18 protein-coding genes and 1 riboswitch are annotated in these 22,781 nt (G+C 50.0%); of the genes, 6 read left to right on the forward strand and 12 right to left on the reverse strand.

The annotated features are described in order from the left end of the window. Positions 1-4: 4 nt before the first annotated feature. The 6 genes from EG028_RS04025 to leuC form a co-directional block, all read right to left on the reverse strand. Positions 5-1,276 (reverse strand): XRE family transcriptional regulator, encoded by a 1,272-nt coding sequence (locus tag EG028_RS04025; RefSeq protein WP_120515489.1) that lies wholly within the window; start codon positions 1,274-1,276, stop codon positions 5-7. Further along, a complete protein-coding gene (locus tag EG028_RS04030; protein WP_206614390.1) occupies positions 1,273-1,764 on the reverse strand; it encodes a DUF6932 family protein in 492 nt (163 codons plus the stop codon). Before EG028_RS04030 ends, EG028_RS04025 begins: the two co-directional genes overlap by 4 nt. Positions 1,765-1,971: 207 nt before the next feature. Further along, the gene (locus EG028_RS04035; RefSeq protein WP_120515488.1) at positions 1,972-3,477 is read right to left on the reverse strand and encodes a 2-isopropylmalate synthase; all 1,506 of its coding nucleotides are present in this window, start codon (positions 3,475-3,477) and stop codon (positions 1,972-1,974) included. Positions 3,478-3,493: 16 nt separating this feature from the next. Next, the gene (gene leuB / locus EG028_RS04040; RefSeq protein WP_120515487.1) at positions 3,494-4,573 is read right to left on the reverse strand and encodes a 3-isopropylmalate dehydrogenase; all 1,080 of its coding nucleotides are present in this window, start codon (positions 4,571-4,573) and stop codon (positions 3,494-3,496) included. A gap of 9 nt (positions 4,574-4,582) precedes the next feature. Further along, the gene (gene leuD, locus EG028_RS04045) at positions 4,583-5,182 is read right to left on the reverse strand and encodes a 3-isopropylmalate dehydratase small subunit (protein ID WP_120515486.1); all 600 of its coding nucleotides are present in this window, start codon (positions 5,180-5,182) and stop codon (positions 4,583-4,585) included. Between the two features lie 9 nt (positions 5,183-5,191). Continuing rightward, positions 5,192-6,589: a 3-isopropylmalate dehydratase large subunit gene (leuC, locus tag EG028_RS04050; RefSeq protein ID WP_120515485.1), complete on the reverse strand. Its 1,398-nt coding sequence runs from the start codon at positions 6,587-6,589 to the stop codon at positions 5,192-5,194. Positions 6,590-6,747: 158 nt separating this feature from the next. Between leuC and EG028_RS04055 the strand changes: the two genes are divergently transcribed. The 3 genes from EG028_RS04055 (at position 6,748) to EG028_RS04065 (ending at position 12,380) form a co-directional block, all read left to right on the forward strand. Then, positions 6,748-8,301, forward strand: coding sequence for a hypothetical protein (locus EG028_RS04055; RefSeq protein ID WP_120515484.1), 1,554 nt, complete (start codon positions 6,748-6,750; stop codon positions 8,299-8,301). A gap of 335 nt (positions 8,302-8,636) precedes the next feature. Beyond that, positions 8,637-8,833, forward strand: a riboswitch (cobalamin riboswitch). 137 nt (positions 8,834-8,970) lie between these two features. Next, a complete protein-coding gene (locus EG028_RS04060) occupies positions 8,971-9,942 on the forward strand; it encodes a ribonucleoside-diphosphate reductase small subunit (RefSeq protein ID WP_120515483.1) in 972 nt (323 codons plus the stop codon). A gap of 59 nt (positions 9,943-10,001) precedes the next feature. After that, positions 10,002-12,380 (forward strand): ribonucleoside-diphosphate reductase subunit alpha, encoded by a 2,379-nt coding sequence (locus EG028_RS04065; protein ID WP_120515482.1) that lies wholly within the window; start codon positions 10,002-10,004, stop codon positions 12,378-12,380. Positions 12,381-12,436: 56 nt separating this feature from the next. Here the strand turns inward: EG028_RS04065 and EG028_RS04070 are convergent, their stop codons facing one another. Continuing rightward, on the reverse strand, positions 12,437-12,973 hold the full coding sequence (locus tag EG028_RS04070) for an ORF6N domain-containing protein (protein WP_120515481.1): 537 nt from the start codon (positions 12,971-12,973) through the stop codon (positions 12,437-12,439). A 191-nt stretch (positions 12,974-13,164) separates the two neighbouring features. Here EG028_RS04070 and EG028_RS04075 point away from each other — a divergent pair, with 191 nt between their 5' ends. Next, positions 13,165-13,734 carry a type II secretion system protein GspG gene (locus tag EG028_RS04075; RefSeq protein ID WP_120515480.1) on the forward strand — a complete coding sequence of 190 codons (570 nt, stop codon included), beginning with the start codon at positions 13,165-13,167 and terminating at the stop codon, positions 13,732-13,734. Positions 13,735-13,792: 58 nt separating this feature from the next. Further along, positions 13,793-14,536, forward strand: coding sequence for a 23S rRNA pseudouridine(2604) synthase RluF (gene rluF / locus EG028_RS04080; RefSeq protein ID WP_120515479.1), 744 nt, complete (start codon positions 13,793-13,795; stop codon positions 14,534-14,536). On the opposite strand, the gene EG028_RS04085 is transcribed toward rluF, so the two are convergent. The 5 genes from EG028_RS04085 to EG028_RS04105 form a co-directional block, all read right to left on the reverse strand. Then, positions 14,537-15,340: a hypothetical protein gene (locus EG028_RS04085; protein ID WP_120515478.1), complete on the reverse strand. Its 804-nt coding sequence runs from the start codon at positions 15,338-15,340 to the stop codon at positions 14,537-14,539. Positions 15,341-15,362: 22 nt separating this feature from the next. Further along, a complete protein-coding gene (locus tag EG028_RS04090) occupies positions 15,363-16,742 on the reverse strand; it encodes an MBL fold metallo-hydrolase (RefSeq protein ID WP_120515477.1) in 1,380 nt (459 codons plus the stop codon). A gap of 11 nt (positions 16,743-16,753) precedes the next feature. Further along, positions 16,754-18,709, reverse strand: coding sequence for a gluzincin family metallopeptidase (locus tag EG028_RS04095; protein WP_120515476.1), 1,956 nt, complete (start codon positions 18,707-18,709; stop codon positions 16,754-16,756). A 199-nt stretch (positions 18,710-18,908) separates the two neighbouring features. After that, the gene (locus EG028_RS04100; RefSeq protein ID WP_120515475.1) at positions 18,909-19,370 is read right to left on the reverse strand and encodes a TlpA family protein disulfide reductase; all 462 of its coding nucleotides are present in this window, start codon (positions 19,368-19,370) and stop codon (positions 18,909-18,911) included. Further along, positions 19,367-19,960 (reverse strand): TrmH family RNA methyltransferase, encoded by a 594-nt coding sequence (locus EG028_RS04105; RefSeq protein ID WP_120515474.1) that lies wholly within the window; start codon positions 19,958-19,960, stop codon positions 19,367-19,369. Before EG028_RS04105 ends, EG028_RS04100 begins: the two co-directional genes overlap by 4 nt. Before the next feature lie 88 nt (positions 19,961-20,048). Here EG028_RS04105 and EG028_RS04110 point away from each other — a divergent pair, with 88 nt between their 5' ends. Continuing rightward, positions 20,049-22,760 carry an AsmA-like C-terminal region-containing protein gene (locus EG028_RS04110; RefSeq protein WP_123864549.1) on the forward strand — a complete coding sequence of 904 codons (2,712 nt, stop codon included), beginning with the start codon at positions 20,049-20,051 and terminating at the stop codon, positions 22,758-22,760. Positions 22,761-22,781: the final 21 nt, after the last annotated feature.

A 22,781-nucleotide genomic window follows, 5' to 3' on the forward strand; every position in this document is an offset into this window, starting at 1 on the left:
AATTTTAATCGCTTAATTCAGTGAAGAATAATTTCCTTACTTGCCCCTGACCAACTAAATCTCCAAACTGGTGATATTTACCAGTCTCCTTTCTTATCCGACCCGCTACCAATGAGGGGTGAATTTTTAATCCTTTTGCTTGATTATTTATCGTTTCACTTGAAGGTGAAAACCGAACCAATGATTTCCGCCAAATCTCGTCAGGAATGAGTGCATTCAATGCAAAGGCATCAGCCTCCGCCTCAATATCACCCTTACCATTTTCCAAATCATCAAATATCTTAGATACTTCGGCACCTAAATGCAATAAAATGTGAGCAATTTCATGGAAGAGGACAAACCAGAAATTATCTAATCTATCATACCTCAGTGTGAGTGCTATTACGGGATAAATTTCATCAATCAAGAAGGCAGCACCATCTAGCCGTGTTCCGTCGATTTGCCCTTCCACTACAGTCCTAACTCCAATATCATTTAAGCGCCTGAAAGCTTTTAATGGCCCGTCTATTTCGACACTCAGCCCAGCTAACTCATGTAACCAATGATCAGTGATAAAATTTTTATTAAAAAACACATTTAGCTCTTGCTCACTCGCCTTTGTAATTACTCGTGCATACCAAGCGTTCAAAGCATAATCATTTAAGATCACATTGCTTGTAATCGTCCTTTTTGTAAAACCATGCTGCATTTCGTTTAACCCAGCAGCTGAAAAAAAATCTGATAACAATTTCCCTGATTGTTTTGCCGCGTCATTTAACGATCCGGTAAATCCCTTAAACCATTTCCTCTGATACATTTGTTTAAATGGATATTTCTTAATATCTAAAAAATCAGGGGATTCAATCTCTCTAATTTGAACATCCGCACTAAGGTCAATCTTTAAATTTTCCGCAATCTTAATAAGAGTTTTTAAACTAGCTGATTCATATTTTTCGGATTCTAACTTTTGAATCTGCTGTTCTTTCATTCCTATCCTATTGGCAAGTTCCACCTGCGTAAGGCCATTTGCAATTCTTGCTTTTATTAGCACTATGGGAAGTTCAGATAAATTCTTAACCTCTGTAAATACAATGCTTCCTGTCTTTAAATCTTCATATTCCCTAATGTCGCTCAACAATTCATTAAGCTTATACCGAATAGCCTCTTCTTGTATTTTGAGGAAATCAGGATGAACATTTGAAATACCTTCATAACCTGAAGTAAGGTCTTCCAAGGAAGCCTGGAACTGGTCAATTTGCGACTTTACAATTTTGTATTGTCTATCATTAGTAATCATATTGTACCTCCTCCTTTTAAATAGTTAACAATCCGGAGAATACCTTTCTCTTTACCACTCATTTTATCAATTTGGAAAAACTCAATAAATGTTTTTCCCGACGACCTCTCTGTAGATATAGAAGGAAAATATTCACCTGAATACTTCGCCTTTTGAAAAGTTGTACCCATTGTGAAATCTATAAAAACCGGATCTATTCTTCCAGGATCTACATAGCTGACGTCCCAAACAACTTCATAATCGTTCGGTTTCGGTTTTCCAGTAACATAACTTCCATCTAAATAGGCTTTAGGGCATCCTAAAGAGAATAAATGGTCTAATCCTTTTTTAAGGCCGTTAAATAAAATAAGTCGGTGTGGGTTAGTCGCAAAACTTGCAAAAACTTCTTGTATCGTCGCCTCGTGAATTCCTGGCGGAAGGAGCGGCCAAATTGTCCCTGGCACGATTATTAATGGTGGTATCATAACACAATAAAATTGTTGTGTCATGCAAACATCGTATTTATTTAGGGTATTAACCAAATTTATTTTGTTAATGCTTTGTAAATCAACATATGCCATTATTTATCAGTCAATAACAAGAAACAAAAGAATTAAAGCTTCAATCAATTGAAATTCAATATTTACACATTAATATAAAAAAAGGCCATCCCGGTTCCCCGGAACAGCCCTTTATACAGACAAAAAACTCTTCGCTTAATAGATCTTGTTCAGTGCATCCACGTACGCATGCACACTCGCATTCACGATGTCCGTGGAGTAACCGAAACCGTAGTAGGATTTGCCGGCGTGATGTACGCGCATGTTCACCTTGCTCACGTCTTCGCTGCCGCCGCGCATCGCCTGGATGCTGAATTCGTCCAGCGTGATATCATCCTGGATGATGGCGTGAATGGCGTTGATGGTGGCGTTCACCGGGCCGTTGCCCGCCGCGCTGGCTTCTTTTTCCTCGCCGTTGATGCGCAGCTTTACAGTAGCCATCGGGCGGAGGGGATCGCCGCATACTACCTGCAGCAGCGTTACTTTAATGCCTTTATCGTCGTAATGATCCGCATTTCCGTCACCCATCAGCACCAGCAGGTCGTGATCCGTGATCTCTTTTTTGGTATCGGCCATTTCGAGGAAACGGGCGTATACTTCATCGATATTGATCTTGTCGATCTTGTAACCGAGGCGCTCCAGGTGATGTTTCAGGGCGTGACGGCCGCTGCGGGCGGTGAGGATGATGGAATTGGATTGCAGGCCGATATCTTCGGGATTAAGGATCTCGTAGTTCTCGCGGTGTTTCAGCACACCGTCCTGGTGAATGCCGGAGCTGTGCGCGAAAGCGTTGCGGCCCACGATCGCCTTGTTCGGCTGCACGGGCATACGCATCATATTGGATACGAGATTGCTGATCTCGTAGATCTTTTTGCTGTTGATGCCGGTGGTGTAACCCAGCGCGTGATGCGTTTTCAGGATCATGGCCACTTCTTCCAGGGAAGTATTGCCGGCCCTTTCGCCAATGCCGTTGATGGTACATTCCACCTGGCGGGCGCCGTTCATAACACCGGCGATGGTGTTCGCGGTAGCGAGGCCCAGGTCGTTGTGACAATGCACGGAAATGATCGCTTTATCGATGTTGGATACATGATCCATCAGGTACTTGATCTTGGCGCCGTATTGTTCGGGCAGGCAGTAACCGTTGGTATCCGGGATGTTCACCACGGTGGCGCCCGCGGCTATCACCGCTTCTATCATCCGGGCGAGGTACTCATTGTCCGCGCGGCCGGCGTCTTCCGCGTAGAACTCGATATCGTCCACGAACTTACGGGCGTATTTTACCGCTTCCACGGCGCGTTCCAGGATGTTTTCCCGGGTGGAATTAAATTTGTATTTGATATGCATGTCCGACGAACCGATGCCGGTGTGGATACGCTTGCGTTTGGCATATTTCAGGGCGGCGGCGGCGGCGTCAATATCTGCCGTGTTTGCACGCGTGAGCGCGCAGATCACCGGCTCGGACACTGCTTTGGATATCTCCACCACGCTCTGGAAGTCCCCGGGGCTGGAGATAGGAAAGCCCGCTTCGATCACGTCCACGCCAAGCGCTTCCAGTTCCTTCGCCACAATGATCTTTTCGACGGTAGTGAGCTGGCAACCGGGCACTTGTTCCCCGTCGCGGAGGGTAGTATCAAAAACGTAAACACGATTATTATCCATGTCAGTAATTTGTAGGTTAGTTAAGGTTCTTCAATACTTGTGCGCCCATGGCATCGGTGCCCAGCACAAATTCATTGGGAGTATGTTTGTTCGCTATATCCATGGTACGGTAACCCTGGCGCAAAGTGGCATCCACCGCGCGGATCACCCGTTGTGATTCGTCTTTCAGCCCGAAGGAAATATCCAGCAGCAGGGCCGCGCTCAGGACGGAGGCCAGCGGGTTCGCAATGCCTTTGCCGGCAATGTCGTGCGCGGAACCGTGGATAGGTTCGTAGAAACCTATGGAATCGCCTACGGACGCGGAGGCCAGCATCCCCATGGAACCGGCGATCTGGCTGGCTTCATCCGTAAGGATGTCTCCAAACAGGTTGCCCGTTACTACCACATCAAAACGTTTCGGGTCCTTGATCAATTGCATGGCCGCGTTGTCTACGAACATATGTTCGGTTTCCACGTCCGGGTAGTCTTTGGCTATGGCCTGTACCACTTCCCTCCACAGGCGGGATGCTTCCAGTACGTTCGCTTTATCTACGGAGCAGAGTTTTTTCCTGCGGGTGCGTGCGGCTTCGTAAGCTTTGCGGGCAATGCGCTCCACTTCGTATTTATGATAGATCATCAGGTCCGAAGCCGAATTGCGGTCTTCACTCCTGTTTTTTTCTCCGAAATATACATCGCCGGTGAGCTCGCGGAAAAAGAGGATATCGGCGCCCTGGAGTATCTCCGGTTTGATGCTGGAGGCCTGCAGCAGGTCGTCGAACAGTTTGATGGGACGCAGGTTCGCATACAGGCCCAGTTCCTTGCGGATCTTGAGCAGGCCCTGCTCGGGGCGTACTTTCAGCGTGGGATCGTTGTCGTATTTCGCATGACCGATAGCGCCGAACAGGATCGCGTCGCTCTGGCGCGCTTTTTCCAGCGTGCTGTCCGGCAGCGGATCTCCCGTGGCTTCTATGGCTACATGGCCCATAATGCCTTCGTCGAAAGTAAACGTGTGTTTGTAGTTGGCAGCGATCGTCTCCAGTACTTTTTTCCCCCACGCTGTCACTTCCTGCCCGATCCCGTCTCCGGGTATAACCAGTATTTTCTTCGTAACTCCCATTAGATTGTATTAGAAATTAAAAGGTCTAGTAGTTTCGTATGTGTTGATTTCTTTGCTGAGGCTGAGCAGGTAGTCGATGTCGTCGTACCCGTTCAGCAGGCAGGTCTTTTTATACGGATTGATGTCAAAATTTTCCTGTTCGCCGGTAGCGCTGATGCGGATGAACTGTTCTTCCAGGTTCACTTCCACCTGTGCGGCGGGGTCTTTTTCCACGGCGAGGAAGATCTTTTGCAGGAACTCATCGCTCACCTGCACGGGCAGGATGAAGTTGTTCAGCGCATTGTTCTTAAAGATATCCGCAAAAAAACTGCTCACTACTACCTTAAACCCGTAATCGGCCAGTGACCAGGCGGCATGCTCGCGGGAGGAGCCGCAGCCGAAGTTTTTGCCGGCCACCAGTATGCGGCCTTTGTAGATGGGATTGTTCAGCACAAAATCTTTCTTGGGAGCATCCTGTTCGTCAAACCGCCAGTCACGGAACAGGTTCTCGCCGAACCCTTCGCGGGTGGTCGCTTTCAGGAAACGCGCGGGAATGATCTGGTCTGTGTCTATATTTTCTATCGGTAACGGTACTACGGTAGACGACAGGTTAGCAAATTTTTTGTCCATTGTCAATAGTTATATCAGTTCTCTAACGTCGGTCACATTGCCGGTGATGGCTGCCGCCGCCGCGGTGAGCGGGCTGGCCAGGAAGGTACGGGCGTTCGGCCCCTGCCTGCCTTCAAAGTTACGGTTACTGGTGGCGATGCAGTATTTGCCCGCGGGGATCTTGTCCTCGTTCATACCCAGGCAGGCGGAACAGCCCGGCTGGCGCAGCTGGAAACCGGCCGCTTCAAATACTTTGTCGATCCCTTCGGCAATGGCCTGCGCCTCCACCTGTTTGGAGCCCGGCACGATCCAGACGGTCACGTCATCCGCTTTCTTTTTCCCTTTTACAAACTCCGCCACCATTCTCAGGTCTTCGATGCGGGAATTTGTACAGCTGCCGATGAATACATAATCCACCTTTTTGCCCAGCAGGCGGCTGCCCGGCTGAAGGTCCATGTACCGGAGGGATTTGGAGAAAGAAGGCTGCTCCTTCTCGTGTATGTCCGCCAGCGCCGGGATATGCTGCGTCACACCCATGCCCATCCCGGGATTGGTGCCGTAGGTGATCTGCGGTTCAATATCCGCCGCGTCGAACACCAGTACTTTGTCAAACTCCGCGTCCGCATCGGAATGCAGCGTTTGCCAGTAAGCCAGGGCATTGTCCCAGTCCGCGCCCTTCGGGGCAAACTCGCGGCCTTTGATATAATCGAAGGTCACCTGGTCCGGCGCTATCAGCCCGCCCCTGGCCCCCATTTCGATGCTCATGTTGCAGATGGTCATGCGCGCTTCCATGCTCAGGTTGCGGATGGCCTCGCCCGCATACTCCACAAAATACCCGGTGGCGCCGGAAGCGGAGATCTGCGAGATGATATATAAAATAATGTCCTTGGACACCACTCCCTTCTTCAGCTGCCCTTTCACTTCGATCTTCATCCTTTTGGGCTTGTATTGCAGGATGCACTGGGTAGCCAGTACCTGCTCCACCTCCGAGGTGCCAATGCCGAAGGCAACGGCTCCAAAGGCCCCGTGTGTGGAAGTATGACTGTCCCCGCACACGATGGTCATACCCGGCAGGGTAATGCCCAGTTCAGGCCCTATCACGTGCACAATGCCCTGGTAAGGGTGGCCCAGGCCATACAGCTCCACGCCGAATTCAGCGGTGTTTTTGGTCAGCATTTCCACCTGTTTGCGGCTCAGGGCCTCTTTGATGGGGAGGTGCTGGTCTATGGTAGGTACGTTGTGGTCCGCCGTGGCACGGGTCTTCCCCGGCCTGAACACCGGGATGTTCCTTTTCCTCAGCCCGTCAAAAGCCTGCGGGCTGGTCACTTCGTGGATAAAATGGGTGTTGATGTACACCGCATCCGGGAAACCCGGCTTACTGGCTACGATGTGGCTGTCCCAGATTTTATCAAATAATGTTTTCCCCATAATTCTCCTTAAATTTGCTTTCCTTCCTATTTACACCTTCAAATCTAATTGACACATTTATACCACAGATCGTTAAATTTGTCATTATTACGATTCGCAAAGGCGATATATAACCATTAACCTATTAAGGATCAATAATTTACAATTCCGTAACAACGATGTCCAACACGCAGAACGATGCTTTATTCATATTAATAAAAACGCTCACAAAAGCCGAAAAAAGGAACTTTCAGCTGGCATTTAACCGGGACAACACAAAAGAAGACGTACTTTTTATCCAATTGTTCAACACCCTGGACAAAATGAAGGAGTACGACGAGGAGCAGGTGCTGAAACGCATCCCGGACATCAAAAAACAGCAGTTGAGCAATGTAAAGGCCCACCTGTACAAACATCTTCTCACCACTTTACGGCTGTTATACAAAACCAAAGACCCCCTCATCGAGCTGCGGGAGCAGCTGGACTATGCCCGTGTGCTGTACAACAAGGGGCTGTACCACCAGAGCCTGAAGATCCTGGCCAAGGCCAAAACCAGCGCCCGGGAGCAGGAAGAAGTGATGCTGTATTTCGAGATCGTGGAATTTGAGAAACTGATCGAAAGCCGGCACATCACCCGCAGCCTGGACAACCGGGCGGAGGAACTGAGCGACGAAAGCCGGATCATCAACGAACAGCTGAACAATGTGAGCAAACTCAGCACACTGGCCCTCCGCATGTACGGCATGTACCTGAAGCTGGGGCATGCGCGGGATGAGAAGGACTCCATGATGCTGAAGAGCTTCTTTGAAGCGAACCTGCCGGTAGTGCAGCAGGGCAGCATGAGTTTTTATGAAAAGATATACCTCTACCAGGCTTATTGCTGGTACTATTATATTTTACAGGATTTTGTGATGTATTACCGGTATACCCAGAAGTGGGTAGACCTGTTCACCGAGTACCCTACCCTGCGCGATACCGATGTGGACCTTTACATCAAAGCGATGCACAACCTGCTCACCGCGCATTTCCACACCATGAACCATGAGAAGTTCACAGAGGTACTGGCGGAAATGGAGCACTTTATCATTGAAAAAGAAGAAAGCCTGAATGAGAACACGCGTACCTCCGCGTTCGTGTATCTCTACACCGGCAAGATCAACCGCCACTTCCTCGACGGCACCTTTTCCGAAGGGCTGAAGCTGGTGGGCGAGGTGGAATGCAAGATATCGGAGCACCAACTCACCGTGGACCAGCACAGGGTGCTCGTGTTTTATTACAAGATCGCCTGCCTGTATTTTGGCAGCGGGGATAATAACAACGCGATCGTATACCTGAATAAAATTATCCACTTACGCATAGGTAACCTCCGGGCGGATATTCAATGTTTCGCGCGTATCCTTCACCTCATCGCGCATTATGAGCTGGAGAACTACAGCCTGGTGGAATACCTGATCAAATCCGTATATCATTTTATTGCGAAGAACAAAGACTTGAGCCTGGTGATGGAAGAGATATTGAAGTTCCTGCGCAAAAATATGTATGCCAATCCCAAGGCGCTGCGCACGGCGTTCAAAGACCTGAAAGAGAAGCTGGAAGTGATTGCGAAGAACCCTTACGAACGCAGGAGTTATCTGTACCTGGACATTGTGAGCTGGCTGGAAAGTAAGATCGACGGGATACCGGTGCAGGACGTGATCAGGAAGAAGTTTATTAACAAAGTTCCGCGCATTTAAGTTAATGCGTATTAACAAAAAAGCAATACACACATAACATTGTGGATATCGTTGAACGCCGGAAAACAAAAGTTTCCGGCGTTTTTTCATATTAAAAACGGGCTTCCAAAATCCTGTGTTTCAGTGTAATTTTCGCCACACATTTTGAGTGAGCTAATACGTGCCAGATTTTCAACACATTCTGCTTTTCTATCATACCAAATACCTGCTTTTAGGTGTGAATAGCGTGTATTGTACGCCCCTTCTGTCTTCCCGAAATGTTCACAATCTTTATCCACACCTGTGAGGAACTTATATGTATGAGAGGGTCGTTTGATCAATATATTTGCAACAGTTCTTGACTTCGTTGTACTGGCTTCGAACGTTTCTAAAACGAGTAGAATTAATAGGGAATCGTGTGGAATTCACGAGCAGACGCGCTACTGTGATCCCCTATATGCCGGATGTTTTTAACTGCCACTGTCCCGGAAGGGGCGGGAAGGCTCACCCGGCAAGGGAAAGCCAGGAGACCTGCCAGAACAACGTAATTGTCAAAACCTTCGCGAAATAAGGTTATGGCGAGCTTGACCCCCGGATGTACTTCCTCAAAGGATAACGCTCTCCCGTCTCCCTGAATACCGCGACCTGACTAACTTAACTACAGGATAGTTAACCGTATAAAAAATTGCTATGAGTAACGAGAATGAAATCTTATTGAAAGACAACAAGGACAGGTTCGTGCTGCTGCCGATCAACTATCCTGCCATCTGGGAACAATACAAACGCCATGAAGCCAGCTTCTGGACCGCCGAGGAAATCGACCTCAGCGGCGACCTGTCTGACTGGGCCAAACTGAACGATGGCGAGCGCCACTTCATTTCCCACGTACTGGCATTTTTTGCCGCCTCCGACGGTATTGTGAACGAGAACCTGGCCGTGAACTTCATGAGTGAAGTACAGATCCCCGAAGCCCGCTGTTTTTACGGCTTCCAGATCATGATGGAAAATATCCACTCCGAAACGTATGCCCTCCTGATCGATACATATGTGAAAGACCCGGTGGAAAAAGACCGTCTTTTCCATGCGATAGACACCGTGCCCGCCGTGAAAAAGAAAGCCGAATGGGCCCTCCGCTGGATCGAGAACGGCACCTTCGCGCAGCGCCTCGTGGCATTTGCCGCCGTGGAAGGCATCTTCTTCAGCGGTAGCTTCTGCTCCATCTTCTGGCTGAAAAAACGCGGTCTCATGCCCGGCCTCACCTTCTCCAACGAACTGATCAGCCGCGACGAAGGCCTGCATTGCGAATTCGCCTGCCTGCTGTATAGCATGCTGAACGCCAAAATGAGCGAAAAAGAAGTGCACGAGATCATCGGCGACGCCGTAACCATCGAAAAAGAATTTATCACGGACGCATTGCCCGCCGCGCTCATCGGCATGAATGCGGACCTGATGAAACAATACATCGAGTTTGTAGCGGACCGCTGGCTGCAGGCGCTGGGTTGCAGCAAAATGTTCAACAGCGCCAACCCCTTCGACTTCATGGAAATGATCTCCCTCCAGGGAAAAACCAACTTCTTCGAAAAACGTGTGGGCGATTACCAGAAATCCGGTGTGATGGGAAACAAAGAGACACAGACATTCAGCCTGGACGAAGATTTTTAGAACCAACAGACAATACTTCAACCCATTATATTTATTCACCCAGTTAAATTCATTACACTATGTTCGTTATAAAAAGAGACGGAAGAAAAGAATCTGTCAAATTTGATAAGATTACGGCAAGGGTAGAGAAGCTGTGTTACGGATTGGCGCCGGAATATGTAGATTCGATAGACGTAGCGAAGAAAGTGATCCAGGGCCTGTACGACGGCGTTACCACTACCGAGCTGGACAATCTGGCTGCGGAAACGGCCGCGTCCCTGACGACCAAACATCCTGATTATGCGCAGCTGGCTTCCCGCATCGCGGTGAGCAACCTGCATAAAAATACGATCAAGTCGTTTTCCAAAACGATGAAAAAACTATACGATTACATCGATCCGAAGACCGGCAAACCCGCCGGCCTGCTGAGCGATGAAGTATGGGAAGTGATCCGCAAAAATGCTGATATACTCGATTCCACCATCATTTACGACCGCGACTTTGCTTTTGACTACTTCGGTTTCAAAACGCTGGAGCGCTCTTACCTGCTGAAGATCGACGGCAAGATCGCCGAACGCCCGCAGCATATGTTCATGCGCGTGTCCGTAGGCATCCACAAAGACGATATCGACTCCGCGATCAAAACATACAACCTGATGAGCGAGCGCTGGTTCACACACGCCACGCCCACCCTCTTCAACGCCGGTACGCCCAAACCCCAGATGAGCAGCTGTTTTTTGCTGACCATGCAGGGCGACAGCATCGACGGTATCTATGACACCCTGAAACAGACCGCCAAGATCTCCCAGAGCGCCGGCGGCATCGGTCTCAGCATTCATAATATCCGCGCTACCGGTTCATACATCAGCGGCACCAACGGTACATCCAACGGCATTATCCCCATGCTCCGCGTGTTCAACGACACCGCGCGTTACGTGGACCAGGGCGGCGGCAAACGCAAAGGCGCTTTCGCCATCTATCTGGAGCCCTGGCATGCCGACGTATTCGAGTTCCTGGACCTGCGTAAGAACCATGGTAAGGAAGAGATGCGCGCCCGCGACCTTTTCTACGCCCTCTGGATGCCCGACCTGTTCATGAAACGCGTGGAAAGCAATGGCGACTGGAGCCTGTTCTGCCCCCACGAAGCACCCGGACTGGCTGATTGCTGGGGTACGGAATTCGAAAATCTGTATGAAAAATACGAAGCGGAAGGCCGCATGCGCAAAACCGTAAAAGCACAGGACCTCTGGTTTGCCATCCTGGACGCGCAGATAGAGACCGGCACGCCTTACTTGCTGTACAAAGATTCGGCTAACCGCAAATCCAACCAGCAGAACCTCGGCACCATCAAAAGTTCCAACCTCTGCACAGAGATCATTGAATATACCTCCGAGAACGAAGTAGCGGTATGTAACCTGGCCTCCCTGGCGCTGCCCCGCTTTGTAATAGACGGTAAGTTCGACCACCAGAAGCTCTACGACGTAACCTACCAGGCTACGCTGAACCTGAACGTGATCATCGACACGAACTATTACCCGGTAGAAGAAGCACGCCGCTCCAACCTGCGCCACCGCCCCATCGGCCTGGGCGTACAGGGCCTCGCGGACGCGTTTTTCCTGCTGCGTTATCCTTTCGAAAGCGAGCAGGCGCAGAAGCTGAACAAAGAGATCTTCGAAACCATCTATTTCGCTTCTCTCACGGCCTCTAAAGACCTGGCGAAGAAAGACGGCGCATACGAAAGCTACGAAGGCTCACCGGCCAGCAAAGGCATCCTGCAGTACGATATGTGGAACGTTACGCCGTCAGCGCGTTGGGACTGGACCGGCCTGAAAGCCGAGATCAAGACCCACGGCATCCGCAACTCCCTGCTGCTGGCCCCCATGCCTACCGCCTCCACTTCACAGATCCTTGGCAACAACGAGTGTTTTGAACCATACACTTCCAACATCTACACCCGCCGCGTACTGAGCGGAGAGTTTGTGGTTGTGAACAAACACCTGCTGAAAGACCTCGTGGAACTGGGCCTGTGGGACCATGACATGAAGAACAAGATCATCGCTGCCAACGGCTCCGTACAGCAGATAGACGAGATCCCCGGCAACATCAAGGAACTGTACAAAACCGTTTGGGAGATCAAACAACGTACGATCATTGACATGGCTGCGGACCGCGGCGCATTCATCTGCCAGAGCCAGAGCCTGAACCTGTTCGTGGACACGCCTTCAGCCTCCAAGCTTACTTCCATGCACTTCTACGCCTGGAAAAAAGGCCTGAAGACCGGCATGTATTACCTGCGTACACAAGCAGCGACACAAGCCGTTCAGTTCACCGTTGAAAAACAAGGCGGACAGAACATGATCCCCGTAATCGCACCGGCAGAAAATACCGAGGACGAACTGGGCGTTCCTGTAGGCGCGGTTTGTACAATGGAAGAAGGTTGCGTGACCTGCAGTGCCTGATTAAACTGAAATATTTTAAATAGCATAAAAAGCCCGGGAACAACTCCCGGGCTTTTTTATTGACCGTGTTTTCTGAACCCGATCTCAGTACGGGGTTCCTGCGGAGGGCTGATCAGTTGTTTCAGGTAATCGAATATCACCTGGATATCCAGCCCCTGGGAGTTTACTTTTCCTTCCAGCTTTTCCAGCTGCAGCAATACATCTTTGTGTATGGAAAGCATCTCGCGCATCTTAACGAAGATTTCAATTATACGGATGCTTACCTGCATCGCCCGTTCGCTGCGCAGCACGTTAGCCAGCATCAGCACGCCATGTTCGGTAAAGGCGACCGCAGAATGCCCGCCCAGATGCTGTTTGGATGGTATCGCATTTTGCGATACCATTGAAAGCGCCTCCTGCTCTGATAATTGGAACATAAAATGCTCAGGGAAGCGGTCCATATTGCGTTTCACCTGCTCTCTCAGCCTGAAAGGCTTTACACCATACAATTCAGCGAGGTCCTTGTCCAGCATTATTTTCTTTCCCCGGATCATATAGATCTTGTCCATTACCAGTTCTTCAGGTATCTGAAGTTGCTTTTTAGCTTTCGCCATTATTACGAATTTTTCAGCTCCATGCCGAAGGGTTGGCAAAGAGGGCCGGGTTAACAATTAACTATAAGACACTTTATCGGTAAGTACGGGGGAAAAGGCAAGCATTTTTTTCAGGTGGTCGCAAATCACGACCGCTCCGGATCATTTTATTTAGGTGTTTCTTTAGTATCTTCAGGTACAAGTTCCACCCTATGCCAGAAAACAATAACATCCGCCCACTGATAAACCTTGCCGGGAAAGTTCTTTTTGTCATCGGCCTGGTGCTGAATGTACTGATGATCTTTTTCGGGTTCTGGCCCAGCCTGGTATTTCTTCTCATCATGCTGGCGGGGGCGGGTATGTTCTCCCTCAATCGTGATGTGCCGGAGATCAACATCCCGGAAAATATCATCCGGTCCGTTGCGCCTTCTTTGAAGATTGTTTTTATCACCCTGCTGGCTGTGATCGCGGGCGGCGTGTTACTGATGCTGCTGACGCGGAACTACAGCAAAGCCAGCACCACCCGCAACGATTGCAGCGAGATCAGCGCTTCGCTGAACAGTTATTACCAGCATCATAAAAAATACCCCGGCAGCCTGGACGAGATCATCGGCATAAACCCGCTGCGCCGGAAGTGGAACCAGGACGGATGGGGAAATCCATACCGCTACAATACCGGGCACAATGTCACATCATTTACCCTCGTTTCTCCCGGGAAAGACGGGAAGTTTGACTCCGGGGACGATATCGTAGTCAAACAGGCGCAACGCATTGAGAAATAATAAAATACAACCACCCCCTCGTTAAACCTCCAAACTTCCCTTAAATTTGCAGTCCGATATGGACATCAGCATCAACAAATACATCGCAGAAACCGGCTTTTGCAGCCGCAGGGAGGCAGACAAATACATTGACCAGGGCAGAGTAACCATCAATGACAATATCGCTTCCAAAGGCAACCGCGTGGAAGAAGGCGATGTGGTGGAAATAGACGGGGAACCCCTGAAGAAAAAGAAAGCGCCCGTGTATATCGCGTTGTACAAACCCAAAGGCATCACCTGTACCACGGACCTGAAAGACAAAACCAATATCATCGACTACGTGGGCTACAAATCCCGCATCTTCCCCATCGGGCGGCTGGATAAGCTCTCCGAAGGCCTCATTTTCCTTACAAACGACGGCGATATTGTCAATAAAATACTGCGCGCCGGCAACCAGCACGAAAAAGAATATATCGTCACCGTAGACAAACCTGTGACCATGGAGTTCATCAAAACCATGCGTAGCGGCGTCCGCATCCTGGGTGTATATACCAAAAAGTGTTTCGTGCAGCAGGAAGCCCCGAACCGCTTCAGGATCATCCTCACACAAGGCCTCAACCGGCAGATCCGCCGGATGTGCGAGGCATTGGGCTATAAGGTGACCACCCTCAAACGCATCCGTATCATGGGTATGACGCTGAAGGACATCCCGCCCGGCAAATGGCGTTATTTTACCAAAGATGAAGTAACCCTGATGAACGACATGGTGGCCAACAGCAGCAAAACAGCCGACAAATCGGACCTCGGCGGCATGGACGAATAGTTACCAGAGCGGTATCAGTTCCACTTCCACTTCCTCATCATGCCCGTTATTTTCATCATGCAGCGACCGTGTGCCTCTTTCCGCATGACGCTGTGCCCTTACGATCACTTCCATTTCAAAATCCACCTTACTCGCGCCAAAAGCATGTTTCCGTACGCCTTCATGATCAAAATCGCCGCGGATATCCGTAAAGCTGTTGATGATCGTGCCCACCGGTTTGTCTTCCACATTGCCGAGATATTTGCCTACAATCCCGGCCACCTGTGTAACAATATCCAGCGCCACGCCCACCGGGCTTGCATTGGACGCCAGGCTGGTAACGGTCCCCATCAGCGTCTTGTATTCCGAATCGTTTTTCAGATCGGCCATGACCTTAGCCGTTTCGCGTAGGGCTTTTTTGCTTTTGATCACGGAACACATCGTGTGGATCTGTTTGGGCGCCACCTTGTCCGTGTCATTCTGCTGCCAGTAAAAGATCGTTTTGTTGATAGGCAGGTGTTCGTTGTCCCCTATCCTCGGGAAGCCCTGCAGGTCTATCCCGCCGATCAGCTGGTTGTTGATGTCGCTCACCACGATAGTGAGGCAATACAGTTTTGCAAACCCGGGGAATACGAGGAACGGCTCGGTATTGTTGTCTTTTACAAAAGGCGGCAGCAACCGTAATTCAATTCCGGTAAGTTTGTCTGATGTGGGGATATCCCTCGCTACTTTTTTCAGGTCGCTGGCAAATTTGCCGGCCGTCGGGAGATCCTGCGGAGCGGTGAATACTACGCTGGTTTCGGGGTTTAAAAATTCAATAGCCATATGATTATATTTTATTGGAGGTTTAATCTTCAACTGTGATAGAGATATACAGGTCATCCTCATTGTACTCCGGTTCCGCCGCGCTCAGCTCGCTCCAGCCGGTGGTTCCGTTGTCCGGTCTGCAATCATCGTCAAAGCCCACATCCATCACCAGCACCCTGTGTTTGGCTGCGGTCTTGAGTTTTTTATAAAGGTTCTTGGCGGGCATTTTCCAGCCGTTTGTCTTGGTGATATTACCATCTGTACGGTCTACCGGTATGAGCGCCACCAGGTCTTCATGCGTCATATCCTCTATGGCCTCTTTCAGGCTCGCATTGTGCGATGCGTGATGCCCTACTTTATACAGGACGGTATTCTGCAACATGTTCCGGATGTTAAAATCCCTGTGAGCCCCTTTCCATTCAAGGGTTTTCCAGGAATTCCAGTTGCCGGTCTGCGCATCCCCTACAAAAAGCAATACTTTCTGCGATTCCACCAGTTCAAACGCCAGCACGAGGCTTGAGTTGTTCGTATAACTATCCATGTACAAAGCAAGCCTCTCCACCTGGTTCAGCCAGTCGCTGTCGATGGTGCGATAGTCGTTCCGGGGGTCATCATAAAGACCGATGAACGCACTGTCTATTTTTTCTTTCGAACGTTTGTAATGCAGGTTAAAAGGGAACTGCTGTTCTTCACGGCCGGTAATACCATTTTTGTTTTCCAGCGCATGCGCCAGCTTTTCCGCGCCTGAAAATGCGAGTTCCAGTTTATGATCGTAGGTTTCATCTTTATTCGCGGTGATGTCGTACAGGAAAGCGGGATTACGGGGCGGGCCCAGCACATATGCTTTTAGCTGCTTCTGGGTGAAGCGGGGTATGTTTTCTACTGTTCCCGGCTCCAGGTATTTGACGGGCTTTTTGCCCATCTTACGCAGTATTTTCATGGCTTCCAGCGGCACTGCGGGGCCGTCGTCCGTGGCGCCGTAAAAGTCGAGTATATCTTTGGTAATGGGGAATCCTTCCTGGAGGTTTTTCTGTTGCAGGTGCTGGTAGATAACGCCCATTTTGTCCAGCAGGTTCTGCTGTTTGAGGCGTAGTTTGTTCGCAGGCGGATCACGTGGGTCGTCCAGCCAGGGCAGCCACACCTGTTTCACTTTATCTTTAAAAAGATCGGCGGCGTGTAAAAAACCGGACACATGATCGTTGTGCTGGTGCGTGGCCACCACCAGGTCCAGCAGGCCGCCGGAAAGTTCGTTATCCAATATGTGTTTCACGATCTTTTGCAGCCTTTCTTTGGATTTATTGCTGTTGCGGAAAGAACCGCAATCTATCAGCACATGCGACTTCTTCTCCCCGTCTATGAATTTCAGCAAAAAACAATCACCCAACTCTCCCACCTGGAACATTTTTATATTCACTTTCATGATCTTTGTTTTTAGAAACCATTGGAATGGAGATGTGAAAAACTGAGATTGACAAACCCGCAATCATCCTCATACATGGAATCGTCGTTGAAGCTGAAGTTTCCCTGGCTGCCAGTCTGGAAGTCCATCTGCCGTTCGAAGCGGCCTGCGGAGGAAATGCGTTTGTAAATAATACAATCCACATTCATCTGGTTCTGCAGGTTGAGAATAATGGTGGAACCGCCTCTGAAAGTGGCGCCTTTCAGCTCGCCGGTCTCTATTTCTATTTTTTGCGTGATCGTAATGAGCATTTGCTCCAGGATGCGGCCCTCCCGGCCCACTCTGAATACCGGCCTGATCTTGTGTATTTCGATCTTTGGTTTTGTTGTAATCTCCACGGGTTTCCCGTTATACTTAAATTCAGGTTTTTTGTCGATCACTCCTATTGTCTCCATAAAAGCCGACCACTGTTCATCCGTAAGGCGTACGTCATACCGCTTTAAAAATTCTTCGTTAAAACGACTGCCGCCCTTTTCCAGCAACATTGTGTGAAGTCTGGCCTGTAAAGCCACTGATTTTACGACGATCTCTTCGCGCCGGTCCCTGGATTCATCCTGGCTGATGTCTATAATCTCACGCAAGGGTTCACGGAAGGTCTGGGCGATCTTATTCCAGATGTTTTTGAAGACCTCGTCCAGCTGATCCGTCTTTTCCCAGCGGAGGCTTTCCACGGAAAGGGTGGTGACTGTTTCGGGGAAAATGCCCCAGCTTCTGAAAGCCTCTATCAATGCTACCCGGTAACCATTGGTATCTACCGGCGAAATATCCAGGTCCGCCGAAATGACGGCTCTCAGGTAATCCCCGTAATTGATGTCCAGCGGCGGGCAATAGTCCAGCGCCCGGATGCAGATATGCAGCAGGTGATCGGCTATTTCGCAGGCTTCGCGGGCGAGGCGTTTTACAAGATCGGGATGGATGGCGCCGGGCTGCAATACGCCGGTGCCGTTGGTCGCTATGCGGATGAGGTCTTCCGTTTGCAGGGTATAAAGCCGTAAGAACGCGTCGAATATGGTAGCTACCAGGATCGCGCCGCGTTTATGCGGTTTAAACTCCGTTTTGTAAAGACTGGGATCGGGGATCATCCTTTCCCATTTGCCTTCGCTGTTTATTTTACCGATAGCACTCCGCAGCGCCCCGTGATTGTTTTCGAGCGCATTGCCAAACTGGGTGGCCAGCTCCCCGAGGAAACTGAAATCCCGCAGGTTTCCGCGTGTTTGTGCTATCTGGTGCTCGATCAGGGAAGGAATGGTGAAACGCTGCATCAATGCAACGATATCCGCAAACCCTTCATGAAAAGCGGCTACATCGGGATTGGTGTTTTCTATAAATCGCGGGTGAACAGTGTCCAGCAGGGCATGCGTAAGCTCATGCGCGATAATATCCGGCGAAAGGCAGGTAAAAATAACGCCGCCGGGCATATTCATCTCCCTGACCTTAGAGCCTGCTTCGAAATAACCGAACAGTACGGCGCGTTTTTCAGGATCGTAATAGGCATTGGAAGCCCGGTATGCATGCGGGTAAAGCCTTAGCGCCCGGACATATTCCGCTGTTTTTTTCCGAGGATCGCTTTCGTCTTCTGTCACCCTTGGATTCCAGATGATCTTCCTGCTCAGCGACCGCTCAAACTGCACCAGCGTGCGCATGGCGATAGTGTATACAAATTGCTGGTGAAACTGCGGGTTGCCTTCGCTCGGCGGCAGACCGTTTTGCGCAAGCACATAGGTATGATTTAAATCCACCGGCTCGTACCAGCAATTGCTGGGCGGGTCATAGTCGATCACTTCGAAATAAGCGCCACAGGGGCCGGCCGCAAGGGATTCCCATGGAACTTTATAAGTCACTTCGTTGATACCCATGGTATCCAGGCGGGTGGAAAATGCGGGGTCAAGTGAATATCCCCTTAAAAGCCTGTAGGGAGGGACGTTCATATCCTTCGTGAATTAGGGGTTAAAAGAATCCAGCCTGGTGTACTTTGGCTAATGCGGAACGAACACAGATTCGGGGCTCAATAAATACCGGTTAAAATCCTGAGGTTAATGATATTGCAGAAATGTCTGGGATTAATAAAAGTAAATTAGAGATTAATTGCGAGACTGCCAAAAAAATGCTGGTTATCAGAAGATTAAGTTATCTCGCGCGGCTCAGCTCCCATTGCAGCTGTTCTTCTTCCATCACGCCTTCTATGAACTTCCGGTAAGCCTTTGCGGGGTTGATAATGATCGTGGCGGGAATACTTCCCTCCCACCGCGGGTCGATGATCCGGGCGTATTTGTTCGCATTGGATTCTTCCATCCAGTATACTTTCCCGCTGATCTTCCGCTGCCGTACAAACTGCCTGATCTTCTCGGGATACGCTTCATCCAGGTCGAGGCTGATATACACGAACCGCACAGCGGGGTTCAGGCGGGACTGTTTTTCGAAGGCAGGCAGTTCTTTAACGCAGGGCGCGCACCAGGTGGCCCAGAGGTTCACCACCGTTACGGAATCGCCTTCTTTGACCAGCTGCTCCAGCTGCGCCGGGTTGATCCGCTGCACCTGCTGGGCGCCGGCGGAAAATGAACATAACAAAAGGATCAACAGGATTCTCATAAGTCTTCTTCTTTAAAACCCCAATCCATCAGCAACGCAGCGCGCTGCGCCCCCGGAAGGGAAGGTTCCGCATAATGGCCCGCGTTTTTTTTCTGCCGCATCGCTTCATAAATGCTCACGGCGCAGGCCACGGAAATATTCAGCGAGCGGATGATGCCCATCATGGGGATGATAAAATTGCCGTCCGCCAGTAAACGAAGCTCCTCGCTCACGCCCGTCTGCTCATTGCCAAACACCAGGGCCACGGAAGCATTAAAATCAATATCATATAAACTCACCGCGCCGGAAGCGAGATGCGTGGTAAAGATCCGGTCATACTTTTTTCTCAGTTCCGTCATCAGTTCCTTTACATCGGTGAACTGGTGCACGGTAAGCCACTGGGCCGCGCTGGAAGAGCTTTTTACACCCCACCTTTTTACCCGGGGCGCTTTGGTGGTCAATACATACACATCCTGGATGCCAACGGCATCGCAGGTACGCAGCACGGCGGACACGTTGTGGGGGTCTTCCACATTTTCCAGCACAACCGTCAGGTTCGCCTGTCGGTTGTGTAATACGGTCAAAAGCCTTTCTCTGCGCTCCGGTGTCATGCTGTTAATTTTACATGTAAAATTAACAGAAATTAGTTTCAGTAAGACGATTTACTATCTTTAGCCGTTGTTTACCAAAAAGGATCCTATGAAACTGAAAAAGGTGCTGAAAGGTATCGGGATCGGGCTGCTTGTACTGATAGCCCTGCTGATCGCGATCCCTTACTTTTTTAAAGGCCAGATCATGGCCAAAATAAAAACGGAGCTGAATAAAAGCCTGAATGCCAAAGTAGAGTTTAAAGATGTGGATATCAGCCTTTTCAGGAGGTTCCCCAGGCTCGCCGTGGCTTTGGAAGAATTGTCCATTACCGGTGTGGACCATTTTAGCGGCGATACGCTGCTGGGTGTAAAACGCCTGGACATTGCCATGAATCTCATGAGCGTGATCAAGGGGGACCGGATAGACGTGTACAATGTAGTGCTGCAACAGCCACGCATACACGCCCTCGTGGACGAAGAGGGCCGTGCCAACTGGGACATTACCAAACCGGATACCGATACCACCACCGCTGCGCCGGGAGATACTTCCTCCGGCGAATTCTCCATGAGCCTCCAGCAATACAGCATAGAGAACGCCTTCATCAAATACGACGACCTCCAGGGACACATCAACCTGGAAATAGAGGGGCTCAACCACAAAGGGAAAGGAGACTTCACACAGGATGATTTTGTGCTGCAGACTTCCACCACGGCCGAATCGCTCAACTTCGCCTACAGTCACATCTCTTACCTGTTAAAGACGCGCGTTGAAATAGCCACGGATATTAAGATCGATAACAAGACGAGCACCTATGCCTTCAAAACAGACAATATCTCGATCAACAACCTGAAATTGTCTACCGAAGGTTTTGTACAACTGGTGAACGACAGCACTTACAAAATGGATGTGCAGTTCAAATCGCCGTCCACTGATTTTAAAGACATTCTTTCACTGGTGCCTACCGTGTATGCCAATAGTTTTTCCAGTATCAAAACCAGCGGCAACGTGAACTTCTCCGGTTTTGTAAAAGGTACTTACGCCGGTGAGCAGATACCCGCATACGGCTTGCACCTGGGGATCAGGAACGGTTTTTTCCAATACCCCGATCTTCCCAAACCCGTGAAAAACATCCAGCTGACGGTGAACGTAAGCAACCCTGACGGCGTGCCCGATCATACCATCGTGGACATCCCGCAGGCGCACCTTGAGATGGATGATGCCCCGGTGGACCTCCGCCTGATGATGAAAACCCCGGTATCTGACCTTTACATAGACGCGGCGGCCGAAGGCAAACTGGATCTCGGCAAAGTAGGCCAGATCATTAAGTTTGAAAAAGGCACACAGCTTTCGGGCCTGCTGAATGCGGACCTCCAGGCGCGCGGATACATGAGCGCTATTGAAAAAGAACAGTATGAAGCGTTTCATGCGGCGGGAAACCTTGCGGTGAACAACCTGGTGTACAAAAGCAGCGATTACCCTGACGGCGTGAAAGTATCTTCCCTCCACATGCAGTTCAACCCGAAAAATGTCACCGTTTCCGACTTCAACGGCCAATATCTCGGCACCAATTTCGCCGCCACCGGCGAAGTCAATAACCTGCTGGCTTACGTGCTCCGCAACGAAGCGCTGAACGGCAGCCTGGCGCTGAAGGCGGACAATATCGACCTTGATAAATGGATGGGTACGGAAAGCACCGCCGGCACGTCTTCCAAACCCGTGGATACCGCTGCCGCTGTACCTTTTGCAGTGCCGAACAATCTTGATTTCACCGTGACGGCTGCGGTAGACAAAGTGCATTACGACAAAGTGGACCTCAGCGATCTTTCCGGCGGCCTGCTGATCAGGGATGAGACGGTGTTTATGAAAGACATCAAAGCCAAAGCCCTGCAGGGCAGCATGGAGATAGACGGCACCTACTCCACCAAAACAGATAAAAATCATCCCGATATCAGTATCTCTTACGATGTAAAAGAACTGGACGTACAACAGACATTCAAAGCCTTCAACACCGTACAGAAACTGATGCCCGTTGCACAGTTCCTGAGCGGTAAACTCAGCTCGCAGCTCACCATGAAAGGAAAGCTGGGAAAAGATATGAGCCCGGAGCTGAACACGCTCTCCGGCGATGGCAACCTGCTGCTTATCCAGGGTTTCCTGAAAAAGTTCGCACCGTTGGACCAGTTGGCTACGCAACTGAACGTCTCCGCTCTCCAGGACATTTCCGTAAGAGATATCAAAAACTACTTCGCGTTCCAGAACGGCCGGATGACGGTGAACCCTTTCCGCGTAAAGCTCCAGAATATGAACATGCTGATAGGTGGCAGTCATGGGTTTGACCAGAGCATGGACTACACCATGCAGCTGGCGCTGCCCCGGGCCCTGCTGGGGCAGAAAGGCAATGCGCTGGTGAACAATCTCGTGAGCCAGGCCACCAGCAAAGGCATTCCCGTACAAGTGAGCGACACGGTATACCTGAACGTATTGCTCGGCGGAAATATCATGAAACCTTCCGTAAAAACAGACCTGAAAGAAGCGGCAGGCAAAGCGGCGGAAAACCTGAAAGACCAGGCCACTGCAATGGTGAAAAACAAAGTGGACACGGTAAAACAGACCGTAAAAGATTCACTTGCCCAGGTGAAAAACCAGGCGGTAACTGCTGTAAAAGACGAACTGAAAAATAAGCTGCTCGGCGGTAAAGACAGCACCGGATCAGGCGGCATCAAAGATGCGGGCAAAGCGGCGGAGAAAACGCTGAACAATACCCTGAAAGGATTATTGAACAAACGCAAAAACACCGCAGCGGATTCAACAAAACAATAAGTTCACTTGTAATATAAAGCG

Origin of the sequence: Chitinophaga barathri (genome assembly GCF_003807585.1) — a bacterium.
In the GTDB taxonomy this organism is placed as follows: Bacteria; Bacteroidota; Bacteroidia; order Chitinophagales; family Chitinophagaceae; genus Chitinophaga; species Chitinophaga barathri.

Coding starts and splice junctions, on each gene's coding strand:
- EG028_RS04025 (WP_120515489.1), bottom strand. CDS start 1,276: ATGATTACTAATGATAGACAATACAAAATTGTAAAGTCGCAAATTGAC.
- EG028_RS04030 (WP_206614390.1), bottom strand. CDS start 1,764: ATGACACAACAATTTTATTGTGTTATGATACCACCATTAATAATCGTG.
- EG028_RS04035 (WP_120515488.1), bottom strand. CDS start 3,477: ATGGATAATAATCGTGTTTACGTTTTTGATACTACCCTCCGCGACGGG.
- leuB (WP_120515487.1), bottom strand. CDS start 4,573: ATGGGAGTTACGAAGAAAATACTGGTTATACCCGGAGACGGGATCGGG.
- leuD (WP_120515486.1), bottom strand. CDS start 5,182: ATGGACAAAAAATTTGCTAACCTGTCGTCTACCGTAGTACCGTTACCG.
- leuC (WP_120515485.1), bottom strand. CDS start 6,589: ATGGGGAAAACATTATTTGATAAAATCTGGGACAGCCACATCGTAGCC.
- EG028_RS04055 (WP_120515484.1), top strand. CDS start 6,748: ATGTCCAACACGCAGAACGATGCTTTATTCATATTAATAAAAACGCTC.
- EG028_RS04060 (WP_120515483.1), top strand. CDS start 8,971: ATGAGTAACGAGAATGAAATCTTATTGAAAGACAACAAGGACAGGTTC.
- EG028_RS04065 (WP_120515482.1), top strand. CDS start 10,002: ATGTTCGTTATAAAAAGAGACGGAAGAAAAGAATCTGTCAAATTTGAT.
- EG028_RS04070 (WP_120515481.1), bottom strand. CDS start 12,973: ATGGCGAAAGCTAAAAAGCAACTTCAGATACCTGAAGAACTGGTAATG.
- EG028_RS04075 (WP_120515480.1), top strand. CDS start 13,165: ATGCCAGAAAACAATAACATCCGCCCACTGATAAACCTTGCCGGGAAA.
- rluF (WP_120515479.1), top strand. CDS start 13,793: ATGGACATCAGCATCAACAAATACATCGCAGAAACCGGCTTTTGCAGC.
- EG028_RS04085 (WP_120515478.1), bottom strand. CDS start 15,340: ATGGCTATTGAATTTTTAAACCCCGAAACCAGCGTAGTATTCACCGCT.
- EG028_RS04090 (WP_120515477.1), bottom strand. CDS start 16,742: ATGAAAGTGAATATAAAAATGTTCCAGGTGGGAGAGTTGGGTGATTGT.
- EG028_RS04095 (WP_120515476.1), bottom strand. CDS start 18,709: ATGAACGTCCCTCCCTACAGGCTTTTAAGGGGATATTCACTTGACCCC.
- EG028_RS04100 (WP_120515475.1), bottom strand. CDS start 19,370: ATGAGAATCCTGTTGATCCTTTTGTTATGTTCATTTTCCGCCGGCGCC.
- EG028_RS04105 (WP_120515474.1), bottom strand. CDS start 19,960: ATGACACCGGAGCGCAGAGAAAGGCTTTTGACCGTATTACACAACCGA.
- EG028_RS04110 (WP_123864549.1), top strand. CDS start 20,049: ATGAAACTGAAAAAGGTGCTGAAAGGTATCGGGATCGGGCTGCTTGTA.